This is a genomic window from Pseudomonas libanensis (genome assembly GCF_001439685.1).
Taxonomy (GTDB): Bacteria; Pseudomonadota; Gammaproteobacteria; order Pseudomonadales; family Pseudomonadaceae; genus Aquipseudomonas; species Aquipseudomonas libanensis.
Genome location: NZ_JYLH01000005.1, coordinates 201,194 through 223,901, shown reverse-complemented (window position 1 = coordinate 223,901; position 22,708 = coordinate 201,194). Strand labels below are relative to the sequence as shown.

Genomic DNA, 22,708 nt, shown 5'->3' with positions numbered 1-22,708 from the left:
ATGGAATATTTAAAGACATGAGCGACCAACAACTCGACCCGCAAGCCCTGCAACAGGAAGAAAATGCCCTGATCGCCTTGCGCAAGGAAAAGCTTGCTGCCGAGCGCGCCAAGGGTAACGCCTTCCCCAACGACTTCCGCCGCGACAACTACTGCGATGCCTTGCAGAAGCAGTACGCGGACAAGACCAAGGAAGAGCTGGCAGAGGCTGCGATCCCGGTCAAGGTGGCAGGTCGCATCATGCTCAACCGTGGCTCGTTCATGGTGATCCAGGACATGACCGGGCGTATCCAGGTCTACGTCAACCGCAAGACCCTTTCTGAAGAAACCCTGGCCTCGGTGAAAACCTGGGACATGGGCGACATCATCGCCGCCGAGGGCACCCTGGCCCGTTCCGGCAAGGGCGACCTGTACGTCGAGATGACCAGCGTGCGCCTGCTGACCAAGTCCCTGCGTCCGCTGCCGGACAAACACCACGGCCTGACCGACACCGAGCAGCGTTATCGCCAGCGCTATGTCGACCTGATCGTCAACGAAGACGTGCGCCAGACGTTCCGCGTGCGTTCGCAAGTCATTGCGCACATCCGCAGCTTCCTGATGCAGCGTGACTTCCTCGAAGTGGAAACGCCGATGCTGCAAACCATCCCAGGTGGTGCCGCAGCCAAGCCGTTCGAAACCCACCATAACGCCCTGGACATGGAAATGTTCCTGCGCATCGCGCCTGAGCTGTACCTCAAGCGCCTGGTTGTCGGCGGTTTCGAGAAAGTGTTCGAGATCAACCGCAACTTCCGTAACGAAGGTGTCTCGACCCGTCACAACCCTGAATTCACCATGTTGGAGTTCTACCAGGCCTACGCCGACTACGAAGACAACATGGACCTCACCGAAGAACTGTTCCGCGAGCTGGCACAGCTGGTCCTGGGCAGCACCGACGTGCCGTACGGCGACAAGGTGTTCCACTTCGGCGAGCCGTTTGTGCGTCTGTCGGTGTTCGACTCGATCCTCAAGTACAACCCTGAGCTGACGGCCGACGACCTGAATGACATCGACAAGGCCCGCGCCATCGCCAAGAAAGCCGGGGCCAAGGTGCTGGGTTTCGAAGGCCTGGGCAAGTTGCAGGTGATGATTTTCGAAGAACTGGTGGAGCACAAGTTGGAACAGCCGCACTTCATTACCCAGTACCCGTTCGAAGTGTCGCCGCTGGCCCGTCGCAACGACGACAACCCGAACGTCACCGACCGTTTCGAACTGTTCATTGGTGGCCGTGAAATCGCCAACGCCTACTCCGAGCTTAACGACGCGGAAGATCAGGCCGAGCGCTTCATGGCCCAGGTGGCCGACAAGGACGCCGGCGATGACGAAGCCATGCACTACGACGCCGACTTTGTACGGGCCCTGGAATACGGCATGCCGCCCACCGCCGGTGAAGGCATCGGTATCGACCGGCTGGTGATGTTGTTGACCAACTCGCCGTCGATCCGCGACGTGATCCTGTTCCCGCACATGCGGCCACAAGCGTAACCGTAGCGAAAACCGAAGCCGCCTTTTATAAGGCGGCTTTTTTATGTGGCGTATTCAAGCGTCAAGCGAACAGCGCCAGGTTTTGATCTATTCAAGGATGTGTTTGGTGAACCGCGTAATGGCTCAAGAAGGTGCCGCCGGCATTGCTGCCGCCGTGGCTGAAAGCGTTCAGTACCAAGGCCGCAAGGCCAGTCGCCGGGGCAGCGAGCAACGCCGCCAGGACATTCTCGATGCGGCCATGCGCATCGTGGTGCGCGAAGGCGTACGCGCCGTGCGCCATCGGGCCGTGGCCGCGGAGGCCGGCGTGCCGCTCTCGGCCACTACCTACTATTTCAAGGATATCGACGACCTGCTTACCGACACCTTCGCCCAGTACGTCGAACGCAGCGCCGCGTTCATGGGCAAGCTGTGGGTGCGCAACGAGGGCTTGCTGCGCGAGATGGTTGCCTATGGCGATGGCAGCCCACAGTCGCGTTCGCAACTGGCCGATGACATCGCCCGGCTGACCGCCGACTACGTGCTGCGCCAACTGACCAACCGTCGCGAATACCTGATGGCCGAACAGGCCTTTCGCCAAGAGGCGCTGTTAAACCCGCGCCTGGCCGAGCTGGTGCGTTCCCACCAGCAGATCCTGTTGCAGGGCACCGGGCAGTTTTTCCAGGTATTGGGCTCCCGTGAGCCGCAACAGGATGCCAAAGTGTTGACGGCTATTATCAGTCGGATGGAATATCAGGGCCTGCTTGGTGGCGCGGAGCCGCTGACCGGGGAAGAAATGCTTGAAATCCTCAAGCGTTACATGCATTTGGTGCTGGCTTCGGTCTGACACCGGGGGATGTCCAATGACAGTCTGGCGCGTCGCGGTAATCGCCTTGTTGGTCCTGTTGCTCAGCGGTTGCCTGGTGACTTTCAAGGAACCATTGCCAACGGCTGAAGCCGCGCCAGAGGCTCTGCTAGGCAAGTGGGCCAGCAGGAATGCGTGGGGCGAGCCGCTCAACCTGCAGATCACCCGGGCCGGCGAGCATCGTTATAAAGCGGTGAGCTACCCTGAAGCCAAGCCGGGCCAGCGCGATGAGTATCTGTTTAGCGTCTCGCGCCACGGCAGCCGCTGGTATATGTCGGCGCCGCTGCCTGCAAGACTGGGCGGGCATTTCATCCTGGCGGGCTTTGAGTTTGATGAAAAGCACGAACTGGTGGTCTACAACCTCGACCTCGAACAGATCCACCAAGCCATTGGCCAGCAGGCCTTGCACGGCAGCACTGTAGACACCGTCGAAGGCGCCGGTGTGCTGGTGGATAGCCCCATGGACCAGGTGTTTGCCTACCTGGATGACCCGGCCAATGCCGATGTGTTCGTTGAAGCCGTGCGCTACCGGCGCGTGGGTAAATAACGTTTAAAGAGGAAGCTCCGGGTGGACGAATACCAGCAGACGATACGCACCTTGTCCGATCGCATTGTGCTGGCGCAAACACCGATCCGCGTCCTCGACGCGGTGAAATGGGACGAGAATATCCGCCAGGGGTTTCTCAAGGCCAAGGGCAAGGCCATGCCTGCCGTGGACCGCGATTACTACCTGAACCGGCCGCTGTCGTTCGACTCCAGTGCGGTCAAGCTGGAGTTTCAGAACATCGAGCGCGACATCACCCGTCGCCTGGGGCAGTTCAGCCCGGTGGGGCAGATCATGCGCCGCATGTGCCGCGAATACCGCATGGTTGTGCGCATGCTCGAAGCACGCGGCACCGAGGATTTCGGCCTGATCTCACAGGAGCTGTATGGCGCCGCTTCGGATGCCTTCCACGCCGGCGACCCGACCCTGGCGGACCTGGGCCTGATGCTGTCCGACTACCTGAACAATATTGATGGCCGTGGCGACCTCAAAGACGAAGCCAAGACCCTCACGGCCAAGGATGCGGTCAGCCTGTTGCAAACCCGCTTGAACAAGGTGTTTGGTGAAGCGGAGGAAACCATTCGGGTGTTCGAGTCTGACGGGATCGTCGCCGATGCGGCAGCCGGCGCCGACTACATCAAGATCCGTGCCGACGCGATGTTCAACGATCGCGACGTGCGCGCCCTGGAAGTGCATGAAGGGCTGGTGCATGTGGGCACCACCCTCAATGGCCAGAACCAGCCAATCTGCACATTCCTGTCCAAGGGGCCGCCGTCATCCACCGTGACCCAGGAAGGCCTGGCGATCCTGATGGAAATCATCACGTTTGCTTCCTACCCCAGCCGTCTGCGCAAGTTGACCAACCGTACCCGCGCCATCCACATGGTGGAGGAGGGCGCGGACTTCCTGCAGGTGTTCGAGTTCTTCCGCGAGCAAGGCTTTGAAATGGCTGAGAGCTATGGCAACGCCAGCCGGGTGTTCCGTGGCTCGGTGCCGACCGGCCTGCCGTTTACCAAGGATTTGTCCTACCTCAAGGGCTTCATCATGGTCTACAACTACATCCAGCTTGCTGTGCGTAAAGGCAAGCTGGAACAAGTGCCATTGCTGTTCTGCGGCAAGACCACCCTGGAAGACATGCGTACCCTGCGCCAATTGGTCGACGAAGGCCTGGTGGTACCGCCCAAGTACCTGCCGGATCAGTTTCGTGACATGAACGCGCTGGCGGCGTGGATGTGTTTCTCCAACTTCCTCAACCACCTGAGCCTGGACCGGATCGAGGCGGATTACTCCAATATCCTTTAGGGGGTCTCCAAGGGACTTCATATTTGTTAGCGAGGTTTCAACGGATGAGAATCCTCGGCATTCTATGCCTGCTACTTACACTCAATGGCTGCAGCTCCTTGCTGTTCTACCCCGAACCCGGCCTGCCGTTTACGCCGGAAAAAGCCCGCCTGCACTACCGCGACGTCACCATCACCACCGCCGACGGCATCAAGCTCCACGCCTGGTGGCTGCCGGCCAAACCCGATGTGCCGCTCAAGGGCACGGTGCTGCACCTGCACGGCAACGGCGGTAACCTGTCCTGGCACCTGGGTGGCAGTTGGTGGTTGCCCGAGCAAGGCTATCAAGTGCTGCTGCTGGACTATCGCGGCTATGGACTCTCGCAAGGCAAGCCGTCGTTGCCAGCGATCTATCAGGATATCGACGCCGCGTTCAGCTGGATCGACAAGGCGCCCCAAACCCAAGGCCAGCCGCTGATTGTGTTGGGCCAAAGCCTGGGCGGCGCACTGGCCGTGCATTACCTGGCAGCCCATCCGGAGCGTCAAAGCCAACTCAAGGCCTTGGTGCTGGACGGTGTGCCGGCCAGTTATCGTGACGTAGGACAATTCGCCCTGAGCACTTCATGGTTAACCTGGCCGTTCCAGGTTCCCTTGTCTTGGTTGGTGCCCGACGCCGACAGTGCGATCAACACCATGCCCCAGTTGACCGGCGTACCAAAACTGCTGTTTCACAGCCTGGATGACCCGATCGTCCCGGTGTCCAATGGGCTGCGCCTGTATCAGGCGGCCCCACCGCCAAGGGTGCTGCAACTGACCCGTGGCGGCCATGTGCAGACTTTTGCCGACAAGACCTGGCAAACCGTGATGCTGCGTTACTTGGAAGATCCACAGCATTTCAATGGCCTGCGTCGCCTGGGCGAAATCCCGAATTATCCAACGCCTAAAGTTGATCCATCAGAGAGCCCGCAATGAGTGAAGAACGCAACATGATCCCGCTGATCCTCACCGGTATCGGCACCATCATCGGCACCGTCGGCTGCCTGTGGTACTACGGTTATCTGCATTTCGCCAAGCCGGAGGATGCGTTGCTGCTCAGCGACTTCACCATGCTCAAGACCTTGCCGGGTGAGGATTACAAAATATCCCTGACGCCCGCCGCGCAAGTGGCGCAGTGCGTCGACGGTGTGTTGGTGATGTTTGATACCGAACAGAAAGGCTTGAGCGGTGTACTGGTGAACAACAAGAAGCAGGCCGTTCGTTGCATGGGGCAGGAAACCCCGCAGTTGCAACAGTGAGGCGCTGCATCGCCTCTGTGGGAAAACTCCCTTATAGATGCCGATTAGTCATTTAAGACTGCTGCGAACCGTTACAGGCTGGAACCACTTTGGCGTGCTTGCCACAGATTGTGGACTGATTGGCTTGGCCGATCAGTTCCTCGTATTCATTAATCTGGAGCATGCAATTATGGGTGGTGTCAGTGGCGTACAGAGCGCAGGCAATCAGGGCAATCAGGGCAATGTCGGAGAGGCGCAGCAAAGCCCTGCTCAGCAGATTCAAAACCTCAGGGATCAAATTGACAGCAAGCTTGCCGAGGGGGCCCAAGGCGGGCAGGGTGGAGGCGGCAGTCAAGGGGCCGGTGGCTCACAAGGGGGCGCAGGCGCTCAGGGGGCTGGAGGCGGCGATAGCCTTGAGGAGCTGCTCGAAAAGCTGAAACAGCTGCTTGCCCAGGTCGGCCAAGGTGGTGAAGGCGGTCAGGATGCCACGCAAGGTGGTGGCCAGATCCAGGCAGGTGGGGCCCCTAGCCAGGGTCCGGTCAACTACTGATTGATGGTTGTTGAACCCGCCGCTTATGGGCGGGTTTCCATGCGTGCAGAGACGAATCGGATTGATCCCCTGGCTTCACGCAGAAGCTCGCATGTGACGAAATTATCTGGAACCGTTTTGTGTAAATAGCCACAGAGGGCATATAACTTTTACACGGAGCGGGGCCGGGAAGCAGTGATTAATATTGATGCGATACACAACATGGTGGCCATGGCCAGGGCACATCAGGCATTGGAGCGGCAAAACGCGCAAGAGCAGGCGCGTAACAATTGGGCGGACGATTTGGCCGATACCTCCCGTAGTGGAGCAATGATAACGCCGCCAGATGAAGATACAGATCGCACGATCAAGTATTCCTGATCAAAAAAAACCCACCATAAGGTGGGTTTTTTTATCCAGCGTCAACGATCAATAAGCAACGGAAGACCGTGGCTTGACCGGCTGGTTATCGTTGGAGATGGTGACTTCAACGCGACGGTTCATGGCTCGGCCAGACACGCTGCCGTTGTCGGCAACCGGGTATTCCTTGCCGTAGCCCTGGGTCACGATACGCGAGATGTCCACGCCTTGTTGAGCCAGTGCACGTTGCACGGAAGCGGCACGGCGCTCGGACAGGCTCTGGTTGTACGAGTCCGAACCGGTGCTGTCGGTGTAGCCTTCAACGATGACTTTACGGTCCGGGTTATCGCGCAGGAACTGAGCCAGCTTGGTGATGTTCACCAAGCCGCTGGATTTCAGGTCGGACTTGTTGGTGGCAAACAGCACGTCACCGAAAGTCACCAGGGTGCCACGGTCGGTCTGCTTGGCGTTCAAGCTGTTTTGCAGTTGCTTGATCTGCGCATCGCGGGCGTCCAGCAGGGCGCGGGCGCGTTCGTCGCCGGCGTTTTTCAGCTTGGCTTCGTTCTCGCGCAGGGCGATGGTGTCCTTGGCGACTTCAACGCGCTGGTTGGTCAGGTAGGCGAGTTGGTCGACCTTCTTCTCGTCTTCCTTGTCGCGGTACGCCTTGTCAGCCTTGTCCAGCCATTCGCTGGCGTCTTTGGTTTCCAGGGCTGCCAGCTTGGTGGCTTGCGGGTTGGTTTGCAGGGCCGAGAAGTTGGTCCGTGCATTTTCCAGGTTCGCGTTCGGCGGGGTGGAGCAGGCCGCCAAGGCAACGCTCATCGCCAGCAGGGCAGGGATCATCAGTTGTTTGCGCATAGTCGTGTCGTCCTTTCAATTCGATATCAGGTGCGATGCAGTCAAGGGGCTGCGGCTTACTTCTGCTGGATAGCAGCCGGGCGCATGCCTTCCTTACGCAGCTCTTCAACAGCCTTCTGGGAATCCTTCACCGCCTGTTCAGCCTTGGCAGCCTGGGCTTTACGCTCGGCGACGCGAGCGTCCCACTCGGCTTGCTCGGCCAACATACGAGCCTTGTCGTAGTTCTTGTCGTGCATGGCCAGTTCAGCTTCCTTGAGCTTGTCCTGGGCCGCCTTCATTTCCACGGCGGCATACTCGGTGCCGCCGGCACTCACGGCGCTGTTGACAGCCGATTGAGTCACGGCGTACTGCTCGGTTGGAGGGTTGCCGGCGCAGCCCGCGAGAACGAAGCTGGTGCCGATAGCCAGCGCGGCCAATTTGAGCCCGCGCAGGTGGTTAAACGAGGATTTGGCAGTGCTGGTGTTCATCGTCTTCAACTCCATTGGATAACTCCTGAAAAACATCAAAATCCATCCTGGCGTATCGATTGCGGCCCCGGCGATAAAGCACATGACGCCAGTTTCAAACGACCGTTCCAAGTGATGGCTTACTGGCTGTGACCGGCGGCTTTTTTCAAAAGTTCAGAGAAGATGGCGATTTGCCTAAAAAAATATCTGACTGATCGGTCAGAGTTTAAATATGGAACTTTCAGCGCTCGCACAGGTACGCCGAGCCTCTAAGAGGCCCGGATTACTTGATTCAGATAGGCATTGTGGACGTTTATCAGTGCTTTTGTTCGTCGGCACTGGCTGACAGATCATGCAGATAACGGCGCGACAGGGTCAGAAAACGTGGGGTGGGCCCAACGTCTTCATACAGCGGGTCACCTTCCTCGTCGGTGGCAATCACCTGCTGGCCCTTGATATAGGGGAAGCTGGCTTCCAGCTCTTCCAGGGCGGCACCGATCAGCTCGCCGAGCAATTCCTCGGTGTGGCGCTTGGGATACATCTCGGCAAGGGCAGCCAAGCGTGCCGCGGACTCCACATCCAGATGAATCGCGTATTCAGTCTGGGTCAGGCGACCCTTGGCGGTTTCTTCCCAGTGCTGGGGCAGTTCTCGAATCTTCATGGCAACCTCAATAAGCCTGCGATGGCAGGCGGTGATGAGTGACCAGCCGCCGGTGTGGATAACGTGGCGGCTCACTCTTGAGACTAGCTGTCAGCCACAAGGTTTAAAGTCGTTTGCGTTCGGCCTTGTCAGATACCGACGCGGGCGGCACTCTGGAACACCTGCGCGTCCCGGATTTCTGGCTGGAGATTGGCTGATGAGTGATATCGATGCACGCTTGCGTGAGGATGTTCACCTGCTGGGTGAGCTGTTGGGCAACACCATTCGAGAGCAGTACGGCGATGATTTCCTCGATAAGATCGAGCAGATCCGCAAAGGTGCCAAGGCCGACCGCCGCGGCGCCGGTGATGAACTGAGCACCCGTCTCAACCAGTTGCAGGAAGACGAATTGCTGCCCGTGGCGCGGGCCTTCAACCAGTTCCTCAACCTGGCCAACATTGCCGAGCAATATCAGTTGATTCATCGGCGCGATGAATCGCAACCCGCGCCGTTCGAATCCCGGGTCTTGCCGGAGTTGCTGGCGCGCCTGCAAGGCGAGGGGCACAGCAATGAGTCCCTGGCCCGGCAATTGGCGCGGTTGGACATCGAGCTGGTGCTCACCGCCCACCCCACCGAAGTGGCCCGCCGTACCCTGATCCAGAAATACGATGCCATCGCCGCGCAACTGGCCTTGCAGGATCACCGCGACCTCACCAGTGCCGAGCGCGAGCAGATCCGCACACGCCTGCAACGACTGATCGCCGAAGCCTGGCATACCGAAGAAATCCGTCGCGTGCGGCCCACCCCGGTAGACGAAGCCAAATGGGGCTTTGCGGTGATCGAGCATTCGCTGTGGCACGCCATTCCCAATTACCTGCGCAAGGCCGACCAGGCCCTGCATGCCGCCACCGGCCTGCGCCTGCCCCTGGAGGCTGCGCCGATTCGCTTTGCCTCGTGGATGGGCGGTGACCGTGACGGCAACCCGAATGTCACCGCGCCGGTCACCCGCGAAGTGCTGTTGCTGGCGCGTTGGATGGCGGCGGACTTGTATCTGCGCGACATCGATCACCTGGCCTCCGAGCTGTCGATGCAGCAGGCCAGCCCGGCGTTGCACGCCAAAGTCGGCGACAGCGTCGAACCCTATCGTGCCTTGCTCAAGCAGTTGCGTGAACGCCTGCGCGCCACGCGCCAGTGGGCCCACACCTCGTTGACCAGCACCACCCCGGCACCCGCTGAGGTGTTGCAGAACAACCGCGACCTGCTGGACCCGCTGGAGCTGTGCTACCAGTCCCTGCACGAATGCGGCATGGGCGTGATCGCCGATGGCCCGCTGCTCGATTGCCTGCGCCGGGCCGTGACGTTCGGCCTGTTCCTGGTGCGCCTGGATGTGCGTCAGGATTCCAGCCGTCACTCGGCGGCCATGACTGAAATCACCGATTACCTGGGCCTGGGGCGTTATGAAGACTGGGACGAAGACGCACGCATCAAGTTCTTGACCCAGGAGCTGGCCAATCGTCGGCCGTTGCTGCCGGGCTACTTCAAACCGTCGGCGGACACCGCCGAGGTGTTGAATACCTGCAAGGAAATCGCCGCCGCACCGGCGGCATCATTGGGTTCGTATGTCATCTCCATGGCGGGTGCCGCGTCGGATGTGCTGGCGGTGCAGCTGCTGTTAAAAGAGTCGGGCGTTCAACGGCCGATGCGCGTAGTGCCGTTGTTCGAGACCCTGGCCGACCTGGACAATGCCGGGCCGGTGATGGAGCGCCTGCTGCAGCTGCCGGGTTATCGCGCGCGCTTGCAGGGCCCGCAGGAAGTGATGATTGGCTACTCGGATTCGGCCAAGGACGCCGGCACCACGGCCGCCGCCTGGGCGCAGTACCGGGCGCAGGAACGCCTGGTGGATATCTGTCGCGAGCAACAGGTGGAGCTGCTGTTGTTCCATGGCCGCGGGGGCACCGTCGGCCGTGGTGGCGGCCCGGCGCACGCGGCCATCCTGTCGCAGCCGCCAGGCTCGGTGGCGGGGCGTTTCCGTACCACTGAGCAGGGTGAGATGATTCGCTTCAAATTCGGCCTGCCGGATATCGCCGAGCAAAACCTCAACCTCTACCTGGCCGCTGTGCTGGAAGCGACCCTGTTACCGCCACCGCCTCCCGAGCCTGCCTGGCGTCATCTGATGGACGAACTGGCGGCAGACGGTGTCAGCGCTTACCGTGCCGTAGTGCGGGAAAATCCGCAGTTCGTCGAGTATTTCCGCCAGTCCACGCCGGAGCAGGAGTTGGGCCGTTTGCCCCTGGGCAGTCGTCCGGCCAAACGCCGTGCGGGCGGGATTGAAAGCTTGCGGGCCATCCCGTGGATCTTTGGCTGGACCCAAACGCGCCTGATGCTGCCCGCCTGGCTCGGCTGGGAAGCGGCACTGAGCAAAGCGCTGGAGCGCGGTGAAGGCGAGTTGCTGGGGCAGATGCGCGAGCAGTGGCCGTTCTTCCGCACGCGCATCGACATGCTGGAAATGGTGCTGGCCAAGGCGGATGCCGATATTGCCCGTCTATATGATGAGCGCCTGGTGCAGGCGGACCTGTTGCCATTGGGTGCGCACTTACGCGACCTATTGTCGCAGGCGTGTGGCGTGGTGCTTGGCCTGACCGGGCAGTCTCAGCTGCTGGCCCATAGCCCCGACACCCTGGAGTTCATCCGTCTTCGCAACACCTACCTCGACCCTTTGCACTTGTTGCAGGCCGAGTTACTGGCACGTTCGCGTCAACAGGAGGCGGCGCAAGACAGCCCTCTGGAACAGGCGCTGCTGGTGTCCGTCGCCGGTATTGCCGCCGGTTTGCGCAACACCGGTTGAGGTTTCTTGCGTGTTCTCAACGGCTTGCGGATAAACCCCGATGACCGCCCTGAAAAGGGCGGTCATCGTTTGAGGGGGCGGGTTGCGCTCAGGCACACCCCGTCGCTGACGCATGCCGGGCGTGGGTTTCTCCTACTTTTGGCGGCTTGTATGGTAAGGGCCTGCTGTGTATCTTGATCAGCCTTTGGCCGTTTGATCGGCCTGGAACCACATTTTTACGAGATTGGCCCCACGCGGCGAATCCGAGCGTCATCTCTATAAAAAATTGAGGAGCACATCGATGCGCGTCATTCTGCTGGGAGCTCCCGGGGCCGGTAAAGGTACTCAGGCAAAGTTCATCACTGAAAAATTCGGCATTCCACAAATCTCCACCGGCGACATGCTGCGTGCGGCCGTCAAGGCTGGCACCGAGCTGGGCCTGATCGCCAAGAGTGTGATGGATAGCGGCGGCCTGGTCTCCGATGACCTGATTATCAACCTGGTCAAGGAACGCATCAGCCAGGACGATTGCAAGAACGGTTTCCTGTTCGACGGTTTCCCACGCACCATTCCCCAGGCTGAAGCCCTGGTGAAGGCGGGTGTGGAGCTGGATGCCGTGGTCGAAATCGCGGTTGAAGATGAAGAAATTGTCCAGCGTATTGCTGGCCGCCGTGTCCACGAAGGCTCGGGCCGCGTTTACCACATCGTTTACAACCCGCCGAAAGTGGAAGGCAAGGACGATGTCACCGGCGAAGACCTGGTGCAGCGTAAAGACGACACCGAAGAAACCGTGCGTCATCGCCTGTCGGTCTACCACTCCCAGACCAAGCCGCTGGTGGATTTCTACCAGAAGCTGTCCGCAGCCCAAGGCAAGCCGAAGTACAGCCATATCCCTGGCGTGGGCTCGGTAGAAGCCATCACCGCCAAGGTGCTGCAAGCATTGAGCTGATCCAGTTATCGGCTTTACGTACAACGGCCCGCTTGCGGGCCGTTGTTGTTTATACTGGCGCACTTTTTTCCGACTTGGACACCTACACCGATGAGCACCCTGCTGGCCCTGGACACCGCGACTGAAGCTTGCTCCGTTGCCTTGCTGCACGATGGCAAGGTAACGAGCCACTACGAGGTGATCCCGCGCCTGCATGCGCAGAAGCTGTTGCCGATGATCAAGCAGTTGCTTGAAGACGCCGGCACCACCCTGGCATGTGTGGATGCCATCGCCTTCGGTCGTGGCCCCGGTGCCTTTACCGGTGTGCGTATTGCCATCGGCGTGGTGCAGGGCCTGGCCTTTGCATTGGAGCGTCCGGTACTGCCGGTGTCCAACCTCGCCGTGCTGGCCCAGCGCGCATTGCGTGAACATGGTGCCACGCAAGTGGCGGCGGCGATTGATGCGCGCATGGATGAAGTCTATTGGGGTTGCTACCGCGAGACCGCCGGCGAAATGCGTCTGGTGGGTGTGGAAGCGGTACAGGCGCCGCAGGCGGTGACATTACCGGATGACGCCAGTGGAGATTGGTTTGGTGCCGGCACGGGCTGGGGTTATGGCGAACGCATCAAGGTGCAGTTGGCAGGACGGGACGCTGCGATGTTGCCCCATGCCGAAGATTTGCTGGCATTGGCACGGTTCGCATTCGAGCGCGGCGAGGCCATTGCGGCAGATCAGGCGGCACCGGTTTACCTGCGCGATAAAGTGGCGCAGACCAAGGCCGAACGCGGAATTATTTGACGTCAAGAATGCAGGCATTGGGTGGCAAATTTCGCCAATCGTCAGAATTTGCCGCAGTTTTTAAACCTTTTACGAATTATGTGTTCTAGTTATCACCAGAGCATTTGCGCACTACGGAAAGTGCCGCTAAATTGCCATCATTGATACCGAGTCTGCATGTATGCGTATAGACGGTTTTTCCTCACAGTCCTACCCACTCAAGCGTAAGCCGCGCAAGGCGAACGTGACGGTAGATGATTCGGTCGAGGATTCGCCGGACTTCATCGAAGTCCACTCTGAGTCGCCCTCCCGCACCCAAAGTGCTGGCGGCGCCCGTACCAGCGGCGTTCCCGCCCGTCAGCAAGACATGGTCTTCCCCCGCTCCATGAGCAAAAGCGTTGCCACCGCCTTGGCCAGTTACCTGACCACTGCCGGTTTTGTCGAGTGGGATATGGAAGTTCTGGGTCTCGATATCCATATCTGATGGGGTTGCCTTACTACATCGGCTGCCCATCCTGGAGTGAAAACGCCTGGCGCGAATACCTGTATCCCCTGGATGCTCGTTCCGGCGATTACCTTGGGCTCTACTCCCAAGTCTTCAACGCTGTTGAAGGCAATACCACATTCTATGCTCGCCCCTCGGCCGCCACGGTACAGCGCTGGGCTGACATCATGCCCGATGACTTTCGCTTCACCGCCAAATTCCCCGGTGATATCAGCCACGCCGGCGATTTGCGTGAGCAATTGCCGGCTGCCGAAAGTTTTGTCGGGCTAATGAGTCCTTTGGGAGCGCGCGTTTCGCCGCTGTGGCTGCAACTTTCCAAGGGTTTTACACCGCAGCGCCTCGCTGAGCTGGCCGGGTTCCTTGATGGCATTGATCGTCCGCTGGCCGTGGAAGTCAGGCATGAGCAGTTCTTCGCCAAAGGCGACGCCGAACGCATGCTCAACCGCCTTTTGCGTGACCGTGGCGTCGAGCGCATCTGCCTGGATCCCCGTGCCCTGTTCAGCTGTACCTCCACTTCGGCGGCGGTGCTGCATGCCCAGGCAAGAAAGCCCAGGGTGCCACCGCGCCCGGCGGCGCTGACCCAGTTTCCCCAGGTGCGTTTTATCGGCCATCCGCAGCTTGAGGCCAACGACCCGTTCCTGATCCCGTGGGTGGAAAAGATCGCCAGCTGGATCGAAGAGGGGCGTACGCCCTACATGTTCCTGCACACCTCGGATAACCGCCTCGCCGCACAACTGGCCCTGCGCTTTCACGCCAAGCTGATGGCGCGCCTGCCCGGCTTGCCGCCGCTGCCCACCTTGCATCGAGCGCCCGAAGCGGAGCAACTGGGGTTACTCTAAGGCTCCTTTTCTCGCCAGGAGTCAGTCATGGATGCCCAAACCCTACGCGCCGAAACCTTCAAGGCCCTGCATGAGCGTGACCGTGCGTTTGTGATGCCCAACCCCTGGGATGCGGGCTCGGCGATCATGCTCGCCAGCCTGGGCTTCGAGGCGCTGGCCACCACCAGCGCGGGTTATGCATTCAGCCTGGGGCGGCCGGATGCGGAGGGCGCCCTGACCCTCGAGGACACCCTGCTCAATGCTGCGATGATCGCCAACGCCACCACCCTGCCGGTCGCGGCGGACTTGGAAAACGGCTTCAGTGATACCCCCGAAGGCTGCGCCCAGACCATCTTGCGGGCGGCGGCCAGCGGGATTGTTGGTGGCTCCATCGAAGATGCCACGGGCATTGCCGTAGACCCGATCTATCCCTTCGATCTGGCGGTTGAACGTGTGGAGGCCGCCGTCGCCGCTGCCCGCAGTTTGCCATTCCCCTTCACCTTGACTGCCCGCGCAGAAAACCTCCTGCACGGTCATCTGGACCTGCCCGATACCCTCCGGCGCCTGCAGGCCTTTGCCGAAGCCGGTGCCGACGTGCTTTATGCCCCGGGCTTGCGCAGCGCCGAAGAGGTGCTGGCGATGGTCAAGGCGGTGGCGCCCAAACCCGTGAATGTGTTGATGTCCGGTGGACTTAAGCTCAGCGTGGCGCAGTTGAGCGCGATGGGCGTCAAGCGCATCAGCGTCGGTTCGGCCATGGCGTTGGCGGCGTATGGCGAGTTCTATCGCGCTGCGCGGGAAGTCCATGAACAGGGCACATTCACCTTTACCGAGCGTTCGATGTCTTATGCCCAGGCCACTCAATTCTTCAAGGGCTGAGCCGTGGGCGGGATAAAAGTGTTGGGTGCGTTGCTATTGTTGGCGTGCGCGTTCGCGCTGGGAGTCTGGCGGGGCTGGGTGCCGATGCCGGCTGAATGGAATCCCTGGGCACCTTTGGATGTGCGCGCCAGCCCGAACCTGCTGACGCGCTACAAGCTTAGCCGTTTGCAGGACGATCCGGCGCTGTGTGACCAGGTATTGCAAACCTCCGGCCTGCGGGTAAGTCGCCAGGCGGACACCGCGGCCGATGCGGCGTGCCCCTTGCGCAATATCTTGCGGGTACAGGGCGCTGACGTGGCCTTGAGCAGCAGCTTTCTCGCCAGTTGCCCGCTGGCCGTGGCGTTTGCCTTGTTCGAGCGTCACAGCCTGCAACCGGCGGCCCGGGCGATTTTTGGCCAGCGGGTGAGCCGCGTCGAGCATTTGGGCAGCTTTGCCTGTCGCAATGTCTACAACCGAGCCGAAGGGCGACTTAGCCAGCACGCCTCGGCCAATGCCCTGGACATCGCCGGTTTTCGCCTGGCGGATGGGCGCAGCATCAGCGTGCTCAAGGACTGGCCGGGGGAGGGTGACAGTGCGCGTTTCCTGCGCCAGGTACGCGATGGCGCTTGTGGTGATTTCAACGTGGTATTGAGCCCGGACTACAACGCGGCGCATCGCAACCATTTTCATCTGGATATGGGACGCTGGTGGGTGTGTCGCTGAGGTTTAAGCGGCCAGGCGCAGGTTTTGGGTAACCAGCGGGCGTGCCCAGTAGTAGTCGAAATCCAAGGCCTTTTGTTGTGCCACGAGCTCTTCTTCAGGGTACGGCGCAGCAGCCGGCGGCAACAGGTCCAGTTCGAACTCGGCAATCGGCAAATGCAGTGGGCGTGGCTGCGGCGCCGGGCCTGGCGCTGGCAGCGGTTGGCCGGCGTTCAGGACAATCGGGCGTACCCAGCCACTGTCGAAATCCTGCAGGCGCTGCTGGGCGATGATTTCGTCTTCCGGGAACGGTGTCGCTGCCGGTGGCAGTAGCTCGGTTTCGAATTCGGCTATCGGCAGGAACAGCGGCTCGGGTGGCGCGATCTCGGTGTCTTTGACCTCGCACTCGCGTTGGGTGAGGATCTGCGACAACAGGTCGGCGCCTTCACTGGGCTCAACCGCTGGGTCCAGCGGTGCGGGCGCCTTGGCGGCGAGCGCGTCGGATGTTTCACCGAGCTGCTCGGCCAATGCCCGGGCGAAGAAGTCCTGCCACACATGACTCACCCCGGCCAGCGCTTGGGTATTGCGCAGGCCGTAGTGGTTGTGGGTCGGCAGTACACCGATGGTTAGAGGAAGAATGTCTGACATTTTTCTCGGTCGTCGCTCAGCTCTGGCAAAATACCTGACTGTTGTTTTTATCGGCCGTTTTTGGCCGATCCTTAATATTTTCGAGCGTAGCGATTGATGAGCGAACAACCAGCGGCCAGCCGCATCCAGGTCGAGGCGTTGGCCGACAGGTTCCAGGCCTGCGCCGAGCAGTGGGCTGCGCTGTTGGGCTTGCCCCTGCAGGTGGCGGATGCGGATTTTGCCCTGCAAGTCGGGGAGCAGGGCCTGCAACTGCAACAGCTTGGGCCTGATGTGCCGGGGCCCGTGCGGGTCGACTTTATCGAGGGTGGCGCGGCGCACCGGCGTCTATATGGCGGTGGCAGCGGGCAAATGATCGCCAAGGCCGTGGGCATCGCCCAAGGCGTGCGGCCCCGGGTGCTGGACGCCACGGCTGGCTTGGGCAAGGACGCGTTCGTACTCGCCAGCCTGGGGTGCGAGATGAGCCTGATCGAGCGCCAGCCATTGATCGGCGCCTTGCTCGAAGACGGCCTGGCACGCGCTGCGCAAGATGTTGAAGTGGCACCGATTGTGGCGCGCATGCAACTGCTCAAGGGCAACTCCATCGACGTGATGCTCAATTGGGAAGGTGAGCCACCGCAGGTGATCTACCTGGATCCGATGTTTCCGCACCGTGAGAAAACTGCCCTAGTGAAGAAGGAAATGCGCCTGTTCCGGCCGCTGGTAGGCGATGACCCGGATGCACCGGCATTGCTCGCGGCTGCCCTGGCGCTGGCCAGCCACCGCGTGGTGGTCAAGCGCCCGCGCAAGGCGCCTTGCATTGACGGGCCGAAGCCGAGCCATGCATTGGATGGTAAATCCAGCCGCTATGACATCTATGCTAAAAAAGCCCTGAAATCCTGAGGCTGGTCGTTCCCACGCAGGGGCGTGGGAACGATGGGGTCAGGGCCTGAACGCGCGCATAAACAACCTCACCACCTCCTGCACATGTTCCTCGGCCTCTACGGCGCTCAGTTGCCCGCCGCAGCCATACAACAAGCGAAAATTCGCCGTGCCCTTGAGCAGGCAAAAGAAGTGTTCGGCTGCCTTGAATGGTTTATCGATGCGCAGGGCACCGCTCTGGTCAATCTTGCCGAGCAGGCGCTCCATGCCTTGGAGCATGCGCATGGGCCCGGCTGCAAAGAAGATCTGTGAGAGTTTCACGTCCTGACTGCCGGTGGTCATCATCAGGCGATGCAGGTTCACCGACTCCTCGCTATTGATCAGCCGATGGAAGCCCCGGGCGATGTTCAGCAGCACAGTCTCGACGGGCATGCCAGCAGGTAGCTCGAAGTACATCACCGGCAATTGCTCTTCACACTTGGCCACCACCGCGGCGGTGAATAGCGTCTCCTTGTCGGTGAAGTGGCTGTAGACGGTGAGTTTCGATACGCCGGCCGCCAGGGCGACGGCATCCATGCTGGTGTTCGCATAACCCTTGCTCAAGAACAGGGATTTCGCCGCTTCGAGGATTGCCTGGCGTTTTGCCATGTCCTTGGGACGCCCGGGGCTGGCGGTGTTCACAGGATTGTCGGACATTTTTACCTTTAATACTGGACTGGCGAGTTTGGTATTAATAACATACCGGCCAGTATAATTATTCCCAGCTCTATTTGCGAAAGGTCCTTCAGCATGCGCAGCGCCGTCCTGCCCCTTGCTTTGCCTGTCAGCCTGGTCTTCCTGTTGGCCGCCTGCGGCCATGAAGAAGCGACCCAAACCAGCGTCCGCCCAGCCATGGTGGTACAACCGCAACCCTCCGCGCAGGCGATGGACAGCTACCCCGGCGAGGTGCGTGCCCGTTATGAACCGGACCTGGCCTTTCGCATCGGTGGCAAAGTCAGCAAGCGCCTGGTGGAGGAGGGGGAGCGGGTCAAGGCCAACCAGCCGCTCGCCGAACTCGACCCCCAGGATGTGCGCCTGCAACTGGAAGCCACCCGTGCCCAAGTGGCCGCCGCCGAGGCTAACCTGAGCCTGGTGCGTGCAGAGCGTGATCGCTACAAGACCCTGATGGATCGTCAGATGGTCAGCCGCTCGCAGTACGACAATTCCGAAAACCTCTACCGGGCGGGTGAAGCACGCCTTAAGCAGATCAAGGCCGAGCACGAGGTCTCGAGCAACCAGGCCGGCTACGCCGTGCTGCGTGCCCCCCAGGACGGGGTGGTCGCCAAGCGTGCAGTGGAAGTAGGCCAAGTGGTTTCCGCTGGCCAGACCCTGTTCACCCTGGCCACCGATGGCGAGCGTGAGGTGTTGATCAGCCTGCCCGAGCATGGCTTTGGCCGTTTCAAGATTGGCCAAGCGGTGTCGGTGGAATTGTGGAGCCAGCCGGATCAACGTTTCGCCGGGCGCATTCGTGAGCTGTCACCTGCCGCCGACCCGAAATCACGCACCTTCGCCGCTCGCGTGGCCTTCACGGGTGGCAAAGTCCCCGCCGAGCTGGGCCAAAGTGCCCGTGTGTTCATACAAGCTGACGGTGTCATTCCACTGTCGGTGCCACTGTCTGCCCTCAGCGCCGAGAATGGCGCGTCCTACGTCTGGCGCGTACAGCCGGACAACACGCTTGAGCGCACCCCGGTGCGCATTGGCGCCTTCGGTGAAAAAACCGTGCCGGTACTGGAAGGCTTGACCCCCACCGACTGGGTGGTTGCCGCAGGCGTGCATGTGCTCCATGAGGGTCAGCAAGTGCGCCCGGTGGATCGCTCCAACCGTGTGGTGAATCTGGCGGCCAAGGAGTAGTCCCATGGGTTTCAATCTCTCCGAATGGGCGTTGCGTAATCGCCAGATCGTGCTGTTCCTGATGATCCTGCTGGCGGTGGTCGGCACCTTGTCCTACACCAAGCTGGGGCAAAGCGAAGACCCGCCCTTTACCTTCAAGGCCATGGTGATCAAGACCAACTGGCCCGGTGCCACGGCCCAGGAAGTGTCGCGCCAGGTCACCGAGCGCATCGAGAAAAAACTGATGGAGACCGGTGAGTACGAGCGCATCGTGTCCTTCTCGCGCCCCGGTGAATCACAGGTGACCTTCATGGCTCGCGATTCGATGCCTTCGGCACGGATTCCTGAGCTGTGGTACCAGGTGCGCAAGAAAATCAGCGACATCCGCCAGACCTTGCCGCCTGACATCCAGGGACCGTTTTTCAACGATGAATTCGGCACCACTTTCGGCAACATCTATGCGCTGACCGGCGACGGCTTTGACTATGCCGTGCTCAAGGACTACGCCGACCGCATCCAGATTCAACTGCAACGGGTACCGGACGTGGGCAAGGTCGAGCTGCTTGGCCTGCAGGACGAGAAGATCTGGATCGAGCTGTCCAACCTCAAGCTCGCCACCCTCGGGTTGCCATTGGCCGCGGTACAGCAGGCGTTGCAGGAACAAAATGCGGTCTCGACCGCCGGTTTCTTTGAAACCCCGAGCGAGCGCGTGCAGTTGCGGGTATCGGGCAATTTCAAAACCGTGGAGGAAATCCGCAACTTCCCGATCCGTGTGGGGGATCGCACCTTCCGCATCGGTGATGTGGCCGATATCCACCGTGGCTTCAATGACCCTCCGGCACCGCGCATGCGTTATATGGGCGCAGACGCCATCGGCCTGGCGGTGGCCATGCGCGACGGTGGGGATATCCTGGTACTGGGCAAAGCCCTGGAAGGTGAATTCGCACGCTTGCAGAAGAACCTTCCAGCAGGCATGGAGCTGCGCAAGGTGTCAGACCAGCCGGCCGCGGTGAAGACCAGCGTTGGCGAATTTGTCCAGGTACTGGCCGAGGCATTGGCGATTGTATTGCTGGTGAGTTTTTTCTCCCTCGGTGTGCGTACCGGCATGGTGGTTGCGCTGGCGATTCCGCTGGTACTGGCGATGACCTTTGCCACCATGTATTACCTCGGCATCGGCCTGCACAAGATTTCCCTCGGCGCCTTGGTCCTGGCCCTGGGCTTGCTGGTGGATGACGCGATCATCGCCGTGGAAATGATGGCGATCAAAATGGAGCAGGGCTACGACCGCCTCAAGGCCGCCAGCTTCGCCTGGACCAGCACCGCGTTCCCCATGCTCACCGGTACGTTGATCACGGCGGCGGGCTTCCTGCCGATTGCTACCGCGCAATCGAGCACTGGCGAATACACCCGTTCGATCTTCCAGGTGGTGACCATCGCCTTGCTGGCGTCCTGGGTAGCCGCCGTGGTGTTTGTACCCTACCTGGGCGAAAAGCTCTTGCCGGACCTGGCAAAGATTCATGCGGCCAAGCATGGCGTCGATGGTCCTGATCCCTACGGCACGCCTTTCTACCAGCGCGTAAGACGTTTGGTGGAGTGGTGCGTACGTCGGCGTAAGACGGTCATCGTCCTGACCTTGCTGCTGTTCATCGGCTCGGTTGCGTTGTTCCGCTTCGTGCCACAACAGTTCTTCCCGGCCTCCGGGCGCCTGGAGCTGATGGTCGATCTGAAATTGGCCGAAGGCGCCTCCCTGAGCAACACCGCCGACCAGGTCAAGCGCCTGGAGTCGTTGCTCAAGGAGCACGCCGGCATCAATAACTACGTGGCTTATGTGGGCACAGGTTCGCCGCGCTTTTACCTGCCTTTGGACCAGCAATTGCCGGCCGCCAGCTTTGCGCAATTCGTGGTGCTGGCTAACACCATTGAGGAACGTGAAAGCCTGCGCACCTGGCTGATCGAAACCCTCAACGAGCAATTCCCCGACCTGCGCTCGCGGGTCACCCGCCTGGAGAACGGCCCGCCCGTGGGTTACCCGGTGCAATTTCGCGTGACTGGCGAGCACATTGAAGAAGTTCGCGCCCTGGCCCGCAAAGTGGCGGCCAAGGTTCGCGAAAACGCCCATGTGGTCAACGTACACCTGGATTGGGAAGAACCGAGCAAAATCGTCTACCTGAACATCGACCAGGACCGTGCGCGTGCCCTCGGCGTGAGCACCGCCAACCTGTCGAAATTCCTGCAGAGTTCCTTGACCGGTTCCAGTGTCAGCCAATACCGGGAGGACAATGAACTGATCGAAATCCTCCTGCGCGGCACTGTCCATGAGCGTACCGAGTTGTCGCTGCTGCCAAGCCTGGCGGTGCCTACCGACAATGGTAAAAGCGTGGCGCTCTCGCAAATCGCCACCCTCGAGTATGGTTTTGAAGAGGGCATTATCTGGCACCGCAACCGCCTGCCGACGGTGACCGTGCGCGCCGATATCTACGGCAAGGAACAACCGGCGACACTGGTCCAGCAGATCCTGCCGACCCTCGCACAGGTGCGCGCCGAACTGCCGGACGGCTACCTGCTGGACGTGGGTGGCACGGTTGAAGACTCCGCCCGTGGGCAGAACTCGGTGAAGGCGGGCGTGCCGCTGTTTATTGTGGTGGTGCTGACGTTACTGATGCTGCAGTTGCGCAGCTTTTCACGCACGGCGATGGTCTTCCTTACTGCGCCGCTGGGGCTGATTGGCGTCACCCTGTTTCTGCTGGTATTCCGCCAACCCTTCGGTTTTGTCGCCATGCTCGGCACCATCGCCTTGTCGGGGATGATCATGCGCAACTCGGTGATCCTGGTCGACCAGATCGAGCAGGACATCAAGGCCGGCCTGGCGCCCTGGCAGGCGATTATCGAAGCCACCGTCCGACGCTTCCGGCCCATCGTGCTGACGGCCCTTGCGGCCGTGCTGGCGATGATTCCGCTGTCGCGTAGCGTGTTCTTCGGGCCGATGGCCGTGGCGATCATGGGCGGATTGATTGTGGCGACGGCGTTGACACTGTTGTTCTTGCCGGCGCTCTACGCGGCATGGTTCAGAATCAGGAAGGATGGGGTGTAAATCTGCGAATGTTTTGGTAAGCCGGGCGGGAACCTTTTTTTCACGCTTGCCACATATGGTTACCTGTCAGGCAGGTATTTATCCAGTCGATTTAATCGCCAGGATCAAGTTTCCAGAACATTCATAGAGGTGGAACTGAGATGCTACTACAAGCATTGGGTAACTTTTATACCGGGATCGGCATGCTGCTGGGAGGGGGGCTACCTCAAAAACATTTGCATCATGACTCAGTCAGCCGGCGCGAGCTGACTGAGGCGCTCGCGTCCTTCAAATATGATCATTCACAGCCTAAGGGCAATATCACAATCAACAACAGCATTGCCAACGCCAATTCCAATGCCAATAGCAACACCCAATTGGGACGCCCAGTGCATTGAGTGAGCCTTTGTCACTTTTTGTCGTTGGGTAAGCGCAAACACTTCGCGCCCCGCGAAGTGTTTGCCGTTTACGGTCAAGCAATGCTCCAAGGCCCAGGCTGTTGGCTGGTTATTCATTGATCCCAGCGCTCTGATTCACATGCTGATGCAAACCCCCGCAGCTCAGTTGG

23 protein-coding genes are annotated in these 22,708 nt (G+C 60.4%); 18 read left to right on the top strand and 5 right to left on the bottom strand.

The genetic code is table 11. The features are described 5' to 3' along the window. The first annotated feature begins 17 nt into the window (after positions 1-17). From lysS to TU73_RS28215, 7 genes are all read left to right on the top strand, one after another. Positions 18-1,520, top strand: coding sequence for a lysine--tRNA ligase (lysS, locus tag TU73_RS10310; protein WP_057012087.1), 1,503 nt, complete (start codon positions 18-20; stop codon positions 1,518-1,520). Positions 1,521-1,626: 106 nt separating this feature from the next. Next, a complete protein-coding gene (locus TU73_RS10305) occupies positions 1,627-2,343 on the top strand; it encodes a TetR/AcrR family transcriptional regulator (protein ID WP_082642578.1) in 717 nt (238 codons plus the stop codon). Positions 2,344-2,359: 16 nt separating this feature from the next. Then, positions 2,360-2,908: a hypothetical protein gene (locus TU73_RS10300; RefSeq protein WP_057012085.1), complete on the top strand. Its 549-nt coding sequence runs from the start codon at positions 2,360-2,362 to the stop codon at positions 2,906-2,908. A gap of 21 nt (positions 2,909-2,929) precedes the next feature. Then, entirely contained in the window at positions 2,930-4,207 is a 1,278-nt protein-coding gene (locus TU73_RS10295) for a flavohemoglobin expression-modulating QEGLA motif protein (RefSeq protein ID WP_043050919.1), read from the top strand. A gap of 44 nt (positions 4,208-4,251) precedes the next feature. After that, the gene (locus TU73_RS10290) at positions 4,252-5,157 is read left to right on the top strand and encodes an alpha/beta hydrolase (protein WP_057012084.1); all 906 of its coding nucleotides are present in this window, start codon (positions 4,252-4,254) and stop codon (positions 5,155-5,157) included. Further along, positions 5,154-5,480: a PA3694 family proteiin gene (locus tag TU73_RS10285; RefSeq protein WP_043050917.1), complete on the top strand. Its 327-nt coding sequence runs from the start codon at positions 5,154-5,156 to the stop codon at positions 5,478-5,480. The genes TU73_RS10290 and TU73_RS10285 overlap by 4 nt, the downstream gene beginning before the upstream one ends. Positions 5,481-5,604: 124 nt before the next feature. Then, on the top strand, positions 5,605-6,009 hold the full coding sequence (locus TU73_RS28215; RefSeq protein WP_156421209.1) for a type III secretion protein: 405 nt from the start codon (positions 5,605-5,607) through the stop codon (positions 6,007-6,009). Positions 6,010-6,417: 408 nt separating this feature from the next. On the opposite strand, the gene lptF is transcribed toward TU73_RS28215, so the two are convergent. The 3 genes from lptF to TU73_RS10265 all read right to left on the bottom strand — a co-directional run bounded on the left by lptF (position 6,418) and on the right by TU73_RS10265 (position 8,310). Then, positions 6,418-7,203 carry a lipotoxin F family OmpA-related lipoprotein LptF gene (gene lptF, locus TU73_RS10275; protein WP_046071257.1) on the bottom strand — a complete coding sequence of 262 codons (786 nt, stop codon included), beginning with the start codon at positions 7,201-7,203 and terminating at the stop codon, positions 6,418-6,420. Positions 7,204-7,259: 56 nt separating this feature from the next. Further along, complete coding sequence (locus tag TU73_RS10270) at positions 7,260-7,685, bottom strand: DUF4398 domain-containing protein (protein ID WP_043050915.1); 426 nt, start codon at positions 7,683-7,685, stop codon at positions 7,260-7,262. A gap of 280 nt (positions 7,686-7,965) precedes the next feature. Continuing rightward, the gene (locus TU73_RS10265; RefSeq protein WP_043050914.1) at positions 7,966-8,310 is read right to left on the bottom strand and encodes a hypothetical protein; all 345 of its coding nucleotides are present in this window, start codon (positions 8,308-8,310) and stop codon (positions 7,966-7,968) included. Positions 8,311-8,506: 196 nt separating this feature from the next. Here TU73_RS10265 and ppc point away from each other — a divergent pair, with 196 nt between their 5' ends. The 7 genes from ppc to TU73_RS10230 all read left to right on the top strand — a co-directional run bounded on the left by ppc (position 8,507) and on the right by TU73_RS10230 (position 15,719). Then, positions 8,507-11,134, top strand: coding sequence for a phosphoenolpyruvate carboxylase (gene ppc / locus TU73_RS10260; protein WP_057012082.1), 2,628 nt, complete (start codon positions 8,507-8,509; stop codon positions 11,132-11,134). A 280-nt stretch (positions 11,135-11,414) separates the two neighbouring features. Next, a complete protein-coding gene (gene adk / locus TU73_RS10255) occupies positions 11,415-12,062 on the top strand; it encodes an adenylate kinase (protein ID WP_032893225.1) in 648 nt (215 codons plus the stop codon). Between the two features lie 90 nt (positions 12,063-12,152). Next, positions 12,153-12,839: a tRNA (adenosine(37)-N6)-threonylcarbamoyltransferase complex dimerization subunit type 1 TsaB gene (gene tsaB / locus TU73_RS10250; protein WP_057012081.1), complete on the top strand. Its 687-nt coding sequence runs from the start codon at positions 12,153-12,155 to the stop codon at positions 12,837-12,839. Between the two features lie 160 nt (positions 12,840-12,999). After that, positions 13,000-13,302 carry a hypothetical protein gene (locus TU73_RS10245; RefSeq protein ID WP_057012080.1) on the top strand — a complete coding sequence of 101 codons (303 nt, stop codon included), beginning with the start codon at positions 13,000-13,002 and terminating at the stop codon, positions 13,300-13,302. Next, positions 13,302-14,162 (top strand): DUF72 domain-containing protein, encoded by an 861-nt coding sequence (locus tag TU73_RS10240; protein WP_057012079.1) that lies wholly within the window; start codon positions 13,302-13,304, stop codon positions 14,160-14,162. The genes TU73_RS10245 and TU73_RS10240 overlap by 1 nt, the downstream gene beginning before the upstream one ends. Before the next feature lie 27 nt (positions 14,163-14,189). Then, positions 14,190-15,017, top strand: coding sequence for an isocitrate lyase/PEP mutase family protein (locus TU73_RS10235; RefSeq protein ID WP_057012078.1), 828 nt, complete (start codon positions 14,190-14,192; stop codon positions 15,015-15,017). A gap of 3 nt (positions 15,018-15,020) precedes the next feature. Next, positions 15,021-15,719, top strand: a complete 699-nt coding sequence (locus TU73_RS10230; protein WP_057012077.1) for an extensin-like domain-containing protein — start codon at positions 15,021-15,023, stop codon at positions 15,717-15,719. Positions 15,720-15,722: 3 nt separating this feature from the next. Here TU73_RS10230 and TU73_RS10225 read toward each other — a convergent pair whose 3' ends face one another. Then, entirely contained in the window at positions 15,723-16,343 is a 621-nt protein-coding gene (locus TU73_RS10225; RefSeq protein WP_057012076.1) for a hypothetical protein, read from the bottom strand. A gap of 96 nt (positions 16,344-16,439) precedes the next feature. On the opposite strand from TU73_RS10225, the gene TU73_RS10220 reads away from it, so the two are divergent. Further along, complete coding sequence (locus tag TU73_RS10220; protein ID WP_057012075.1) at positions 16,440-17,222, top strand: class I SAM-dependent methyltransferase; 783 nt, start codon at positions 16,440-16,442, stop codon at positions 17,220-17,222. Positions 17,223-17,261: 39 nt separating this feature from the next. On the opposite strand, the gene TU73_RS10215 is transcribed toward TU73_RS10220, so the two are convergent. Next, on the bottom strand, positions 17,262-17,897 hold the full coding sequence (locus tag TU73_RS10215) for a TetR/AcrR family transcriptional regulator (RefSeq protein WP_057012074.1): 636 nt from the start codon (positions 17,895-17,897) through the stop codon (positions 17,262-17,264). A 93-nt stretch (positions 17,898-17,990) separates the two neighbouring features. Between TU73_RS10215 and TU73_RS10210 the strand changes: the two genes are divergently transcribed. The 3 genes from TU73_RS10210 to TU73_RS10200 all read left to right on the top strand — a co-directional run bounded on the left by TU73_RS10210 (position 17,991) and on the right by TU73_RS10200 (position 22,538). Then, positions 17,991-19,091 carry an efflux RND transporter periplasmic adaptor subunit gene (locus TU73_RS10210; protein ID WP_056847444.1) on the top strand — a complete coding sequence of 367 codons (1,101 nt, stop codon included), beginning with the start codon at positions 17,991-17,993 and terminating at the stop codon, positions 19,089-19,091. Positions 19,092-19,095: 4 nt separating this feature from the next. Next, complete coding sequence (locus TU73_RS10205) at positions 19,096-22,161, top strand: efflux RND transporter permease subunit (protein ID WP_057012073.1); 3,066 nt, start codon at positions 19,096-19,098, stop codon at positions 22,159-22,161. 140 nt (positions 22,162-22,301) lie between these two features. Continuing rightward, the gene (locus tag TU73_RS10200) at positions 22,302-22,538 is read left to right on the top strand and encodes a hypothetical protein (RefSeq protein WP_057012072.1); all 237 of its coding nucleotides are present in this window, start codon (positions 22,302-22,304) and stop codon (positions 22,536-22,538) included. The last annotated feature ends 170 nt before the right edge of the window (positions 22,539-22,708 follow it).

Coding starts and splice junctions, on each gene's coding strand:
- tsaB (WP_057012081.1), top strand. CDS start 12,153: ATGAGCACCCTGCTGGCCCTGGACACCGCGACTGAAGCTTGCTCCGTT.
- TU73_RS10290 (WP_057012084.1), top strand. CDS start 4,252: ATGAGAATCCTCGGCATTCTATGCCTGCTACTTACACTCAATGGCTGC.
- TU73_RS10300 (WP_057012085.1), top strand. CDS start 2,360: ATGACAGTCTGGCGCGTCGCGGTAATCGCCTTGTTGGTCCTGTTGCTC.
- ppc (WP_057012082.1), top strand. CDS start 8,507: ATGAGTGATATCGATGCACGCTTGCGTGAGGATGTTCACCTGCTGGGT.
- TU73_RS10200 (WP_057012072.1), top strand. CDS start 22,302: ATGCTACTACAAGCATTGGGTAACTTTTATACCGGGATCGGCATGCTG.
- TU73_RS10210 (WP_056847444.1), top strand. CDS start 17,991: ATGCGCAGCGCCGTCCTGCCCCTTGCTTTGCCTGTCAGCCTGGTCTTC.
- adk (WP_032893225.1), top strand. CDS start 11,415: ATGCGCGTCATTCTGCTGGGAGCTCCCGGGGCCGGTAAAGGTACTCAG.
- TU73_RS10205 (WP_057012073.1), top strand. CDS start 19,096: ATGGGTTTCAATCTCTCCGAATGGGCGTTGCGTAATCGCCAGATCGTG.
- TU73_RS10220 (WP_057012075.1), top strand. CDS start 16,440: ATGAGCGAACAACCAGCGGCCAGCCGCATCCAGGTCGAGGCGTTGGCC.
- TU73_RS10235 (WP_057012078.1), top strand. CDS start 14,190: ATGGATGCCCAAACCCTACGCGCCGAAACCTTCAAGGCCCTGCATGAG.
- TU73_RS10240 (WP_057012079.1), top strand. CDS start 13,302: ATGGGGTTGCCTTACTACATCGGCTGCCCATCCTGGAGTGAAAACGCC.
- TU73_RS10265 (WP_043050914.1), bottom strand. CDS start 8,310: ATGAAGATTCGAGAACTGCCCCAGCACTGGGAAGAAACCGCCAAGGGT.
- TU73_RS10225 (WP_057012076.1), bottom strand. CDS start 16,343: ATGTCAGACATTCTTCCTCTAACCATCGGTGTACTGCCGACCCACAAC.
- lptF (WP_046071257.1), bottom strand. CDS start 7,203: ATGCGCAAACAACTGATGATCCCTGCCCTGCTGGCGATGAGCGTTGCC.
- TU73_RS10285 (WP_043050917.1), top strand. CDS start 5,154: ATGAGTGAAGAACGCAACATGATCCCGCTGATCCTCACCGGTATCGGC.
- TU73_RS10245 (WP_057012080.1), top strand. CDS start 13,000: ATGCGTATAGACGGTTTTTCCTCACAGTCCTACCCACTCAAGCGTAAG.
- TU73_RS10270 (WP_043050915.1), bottom strand. CDS start 7,685: ATGGAGTTGAAGACGATGAACACCAGCACTGCCAAATCCTCGTTTAAC.
- TU73_RS10215 (WP_057012074.1), bottom strand. CDS start 17,897: ATGTCCGACAATCCTGTGAACACCGCCAGCCCCGGGCGTCCCAAGGAC.
- lysS (WP_057012087.1), top strand. CDS start 18: ATGAGCGACCAACAACTCGACCCGCAAGCCCTGCAACAGGAAGAAAAT.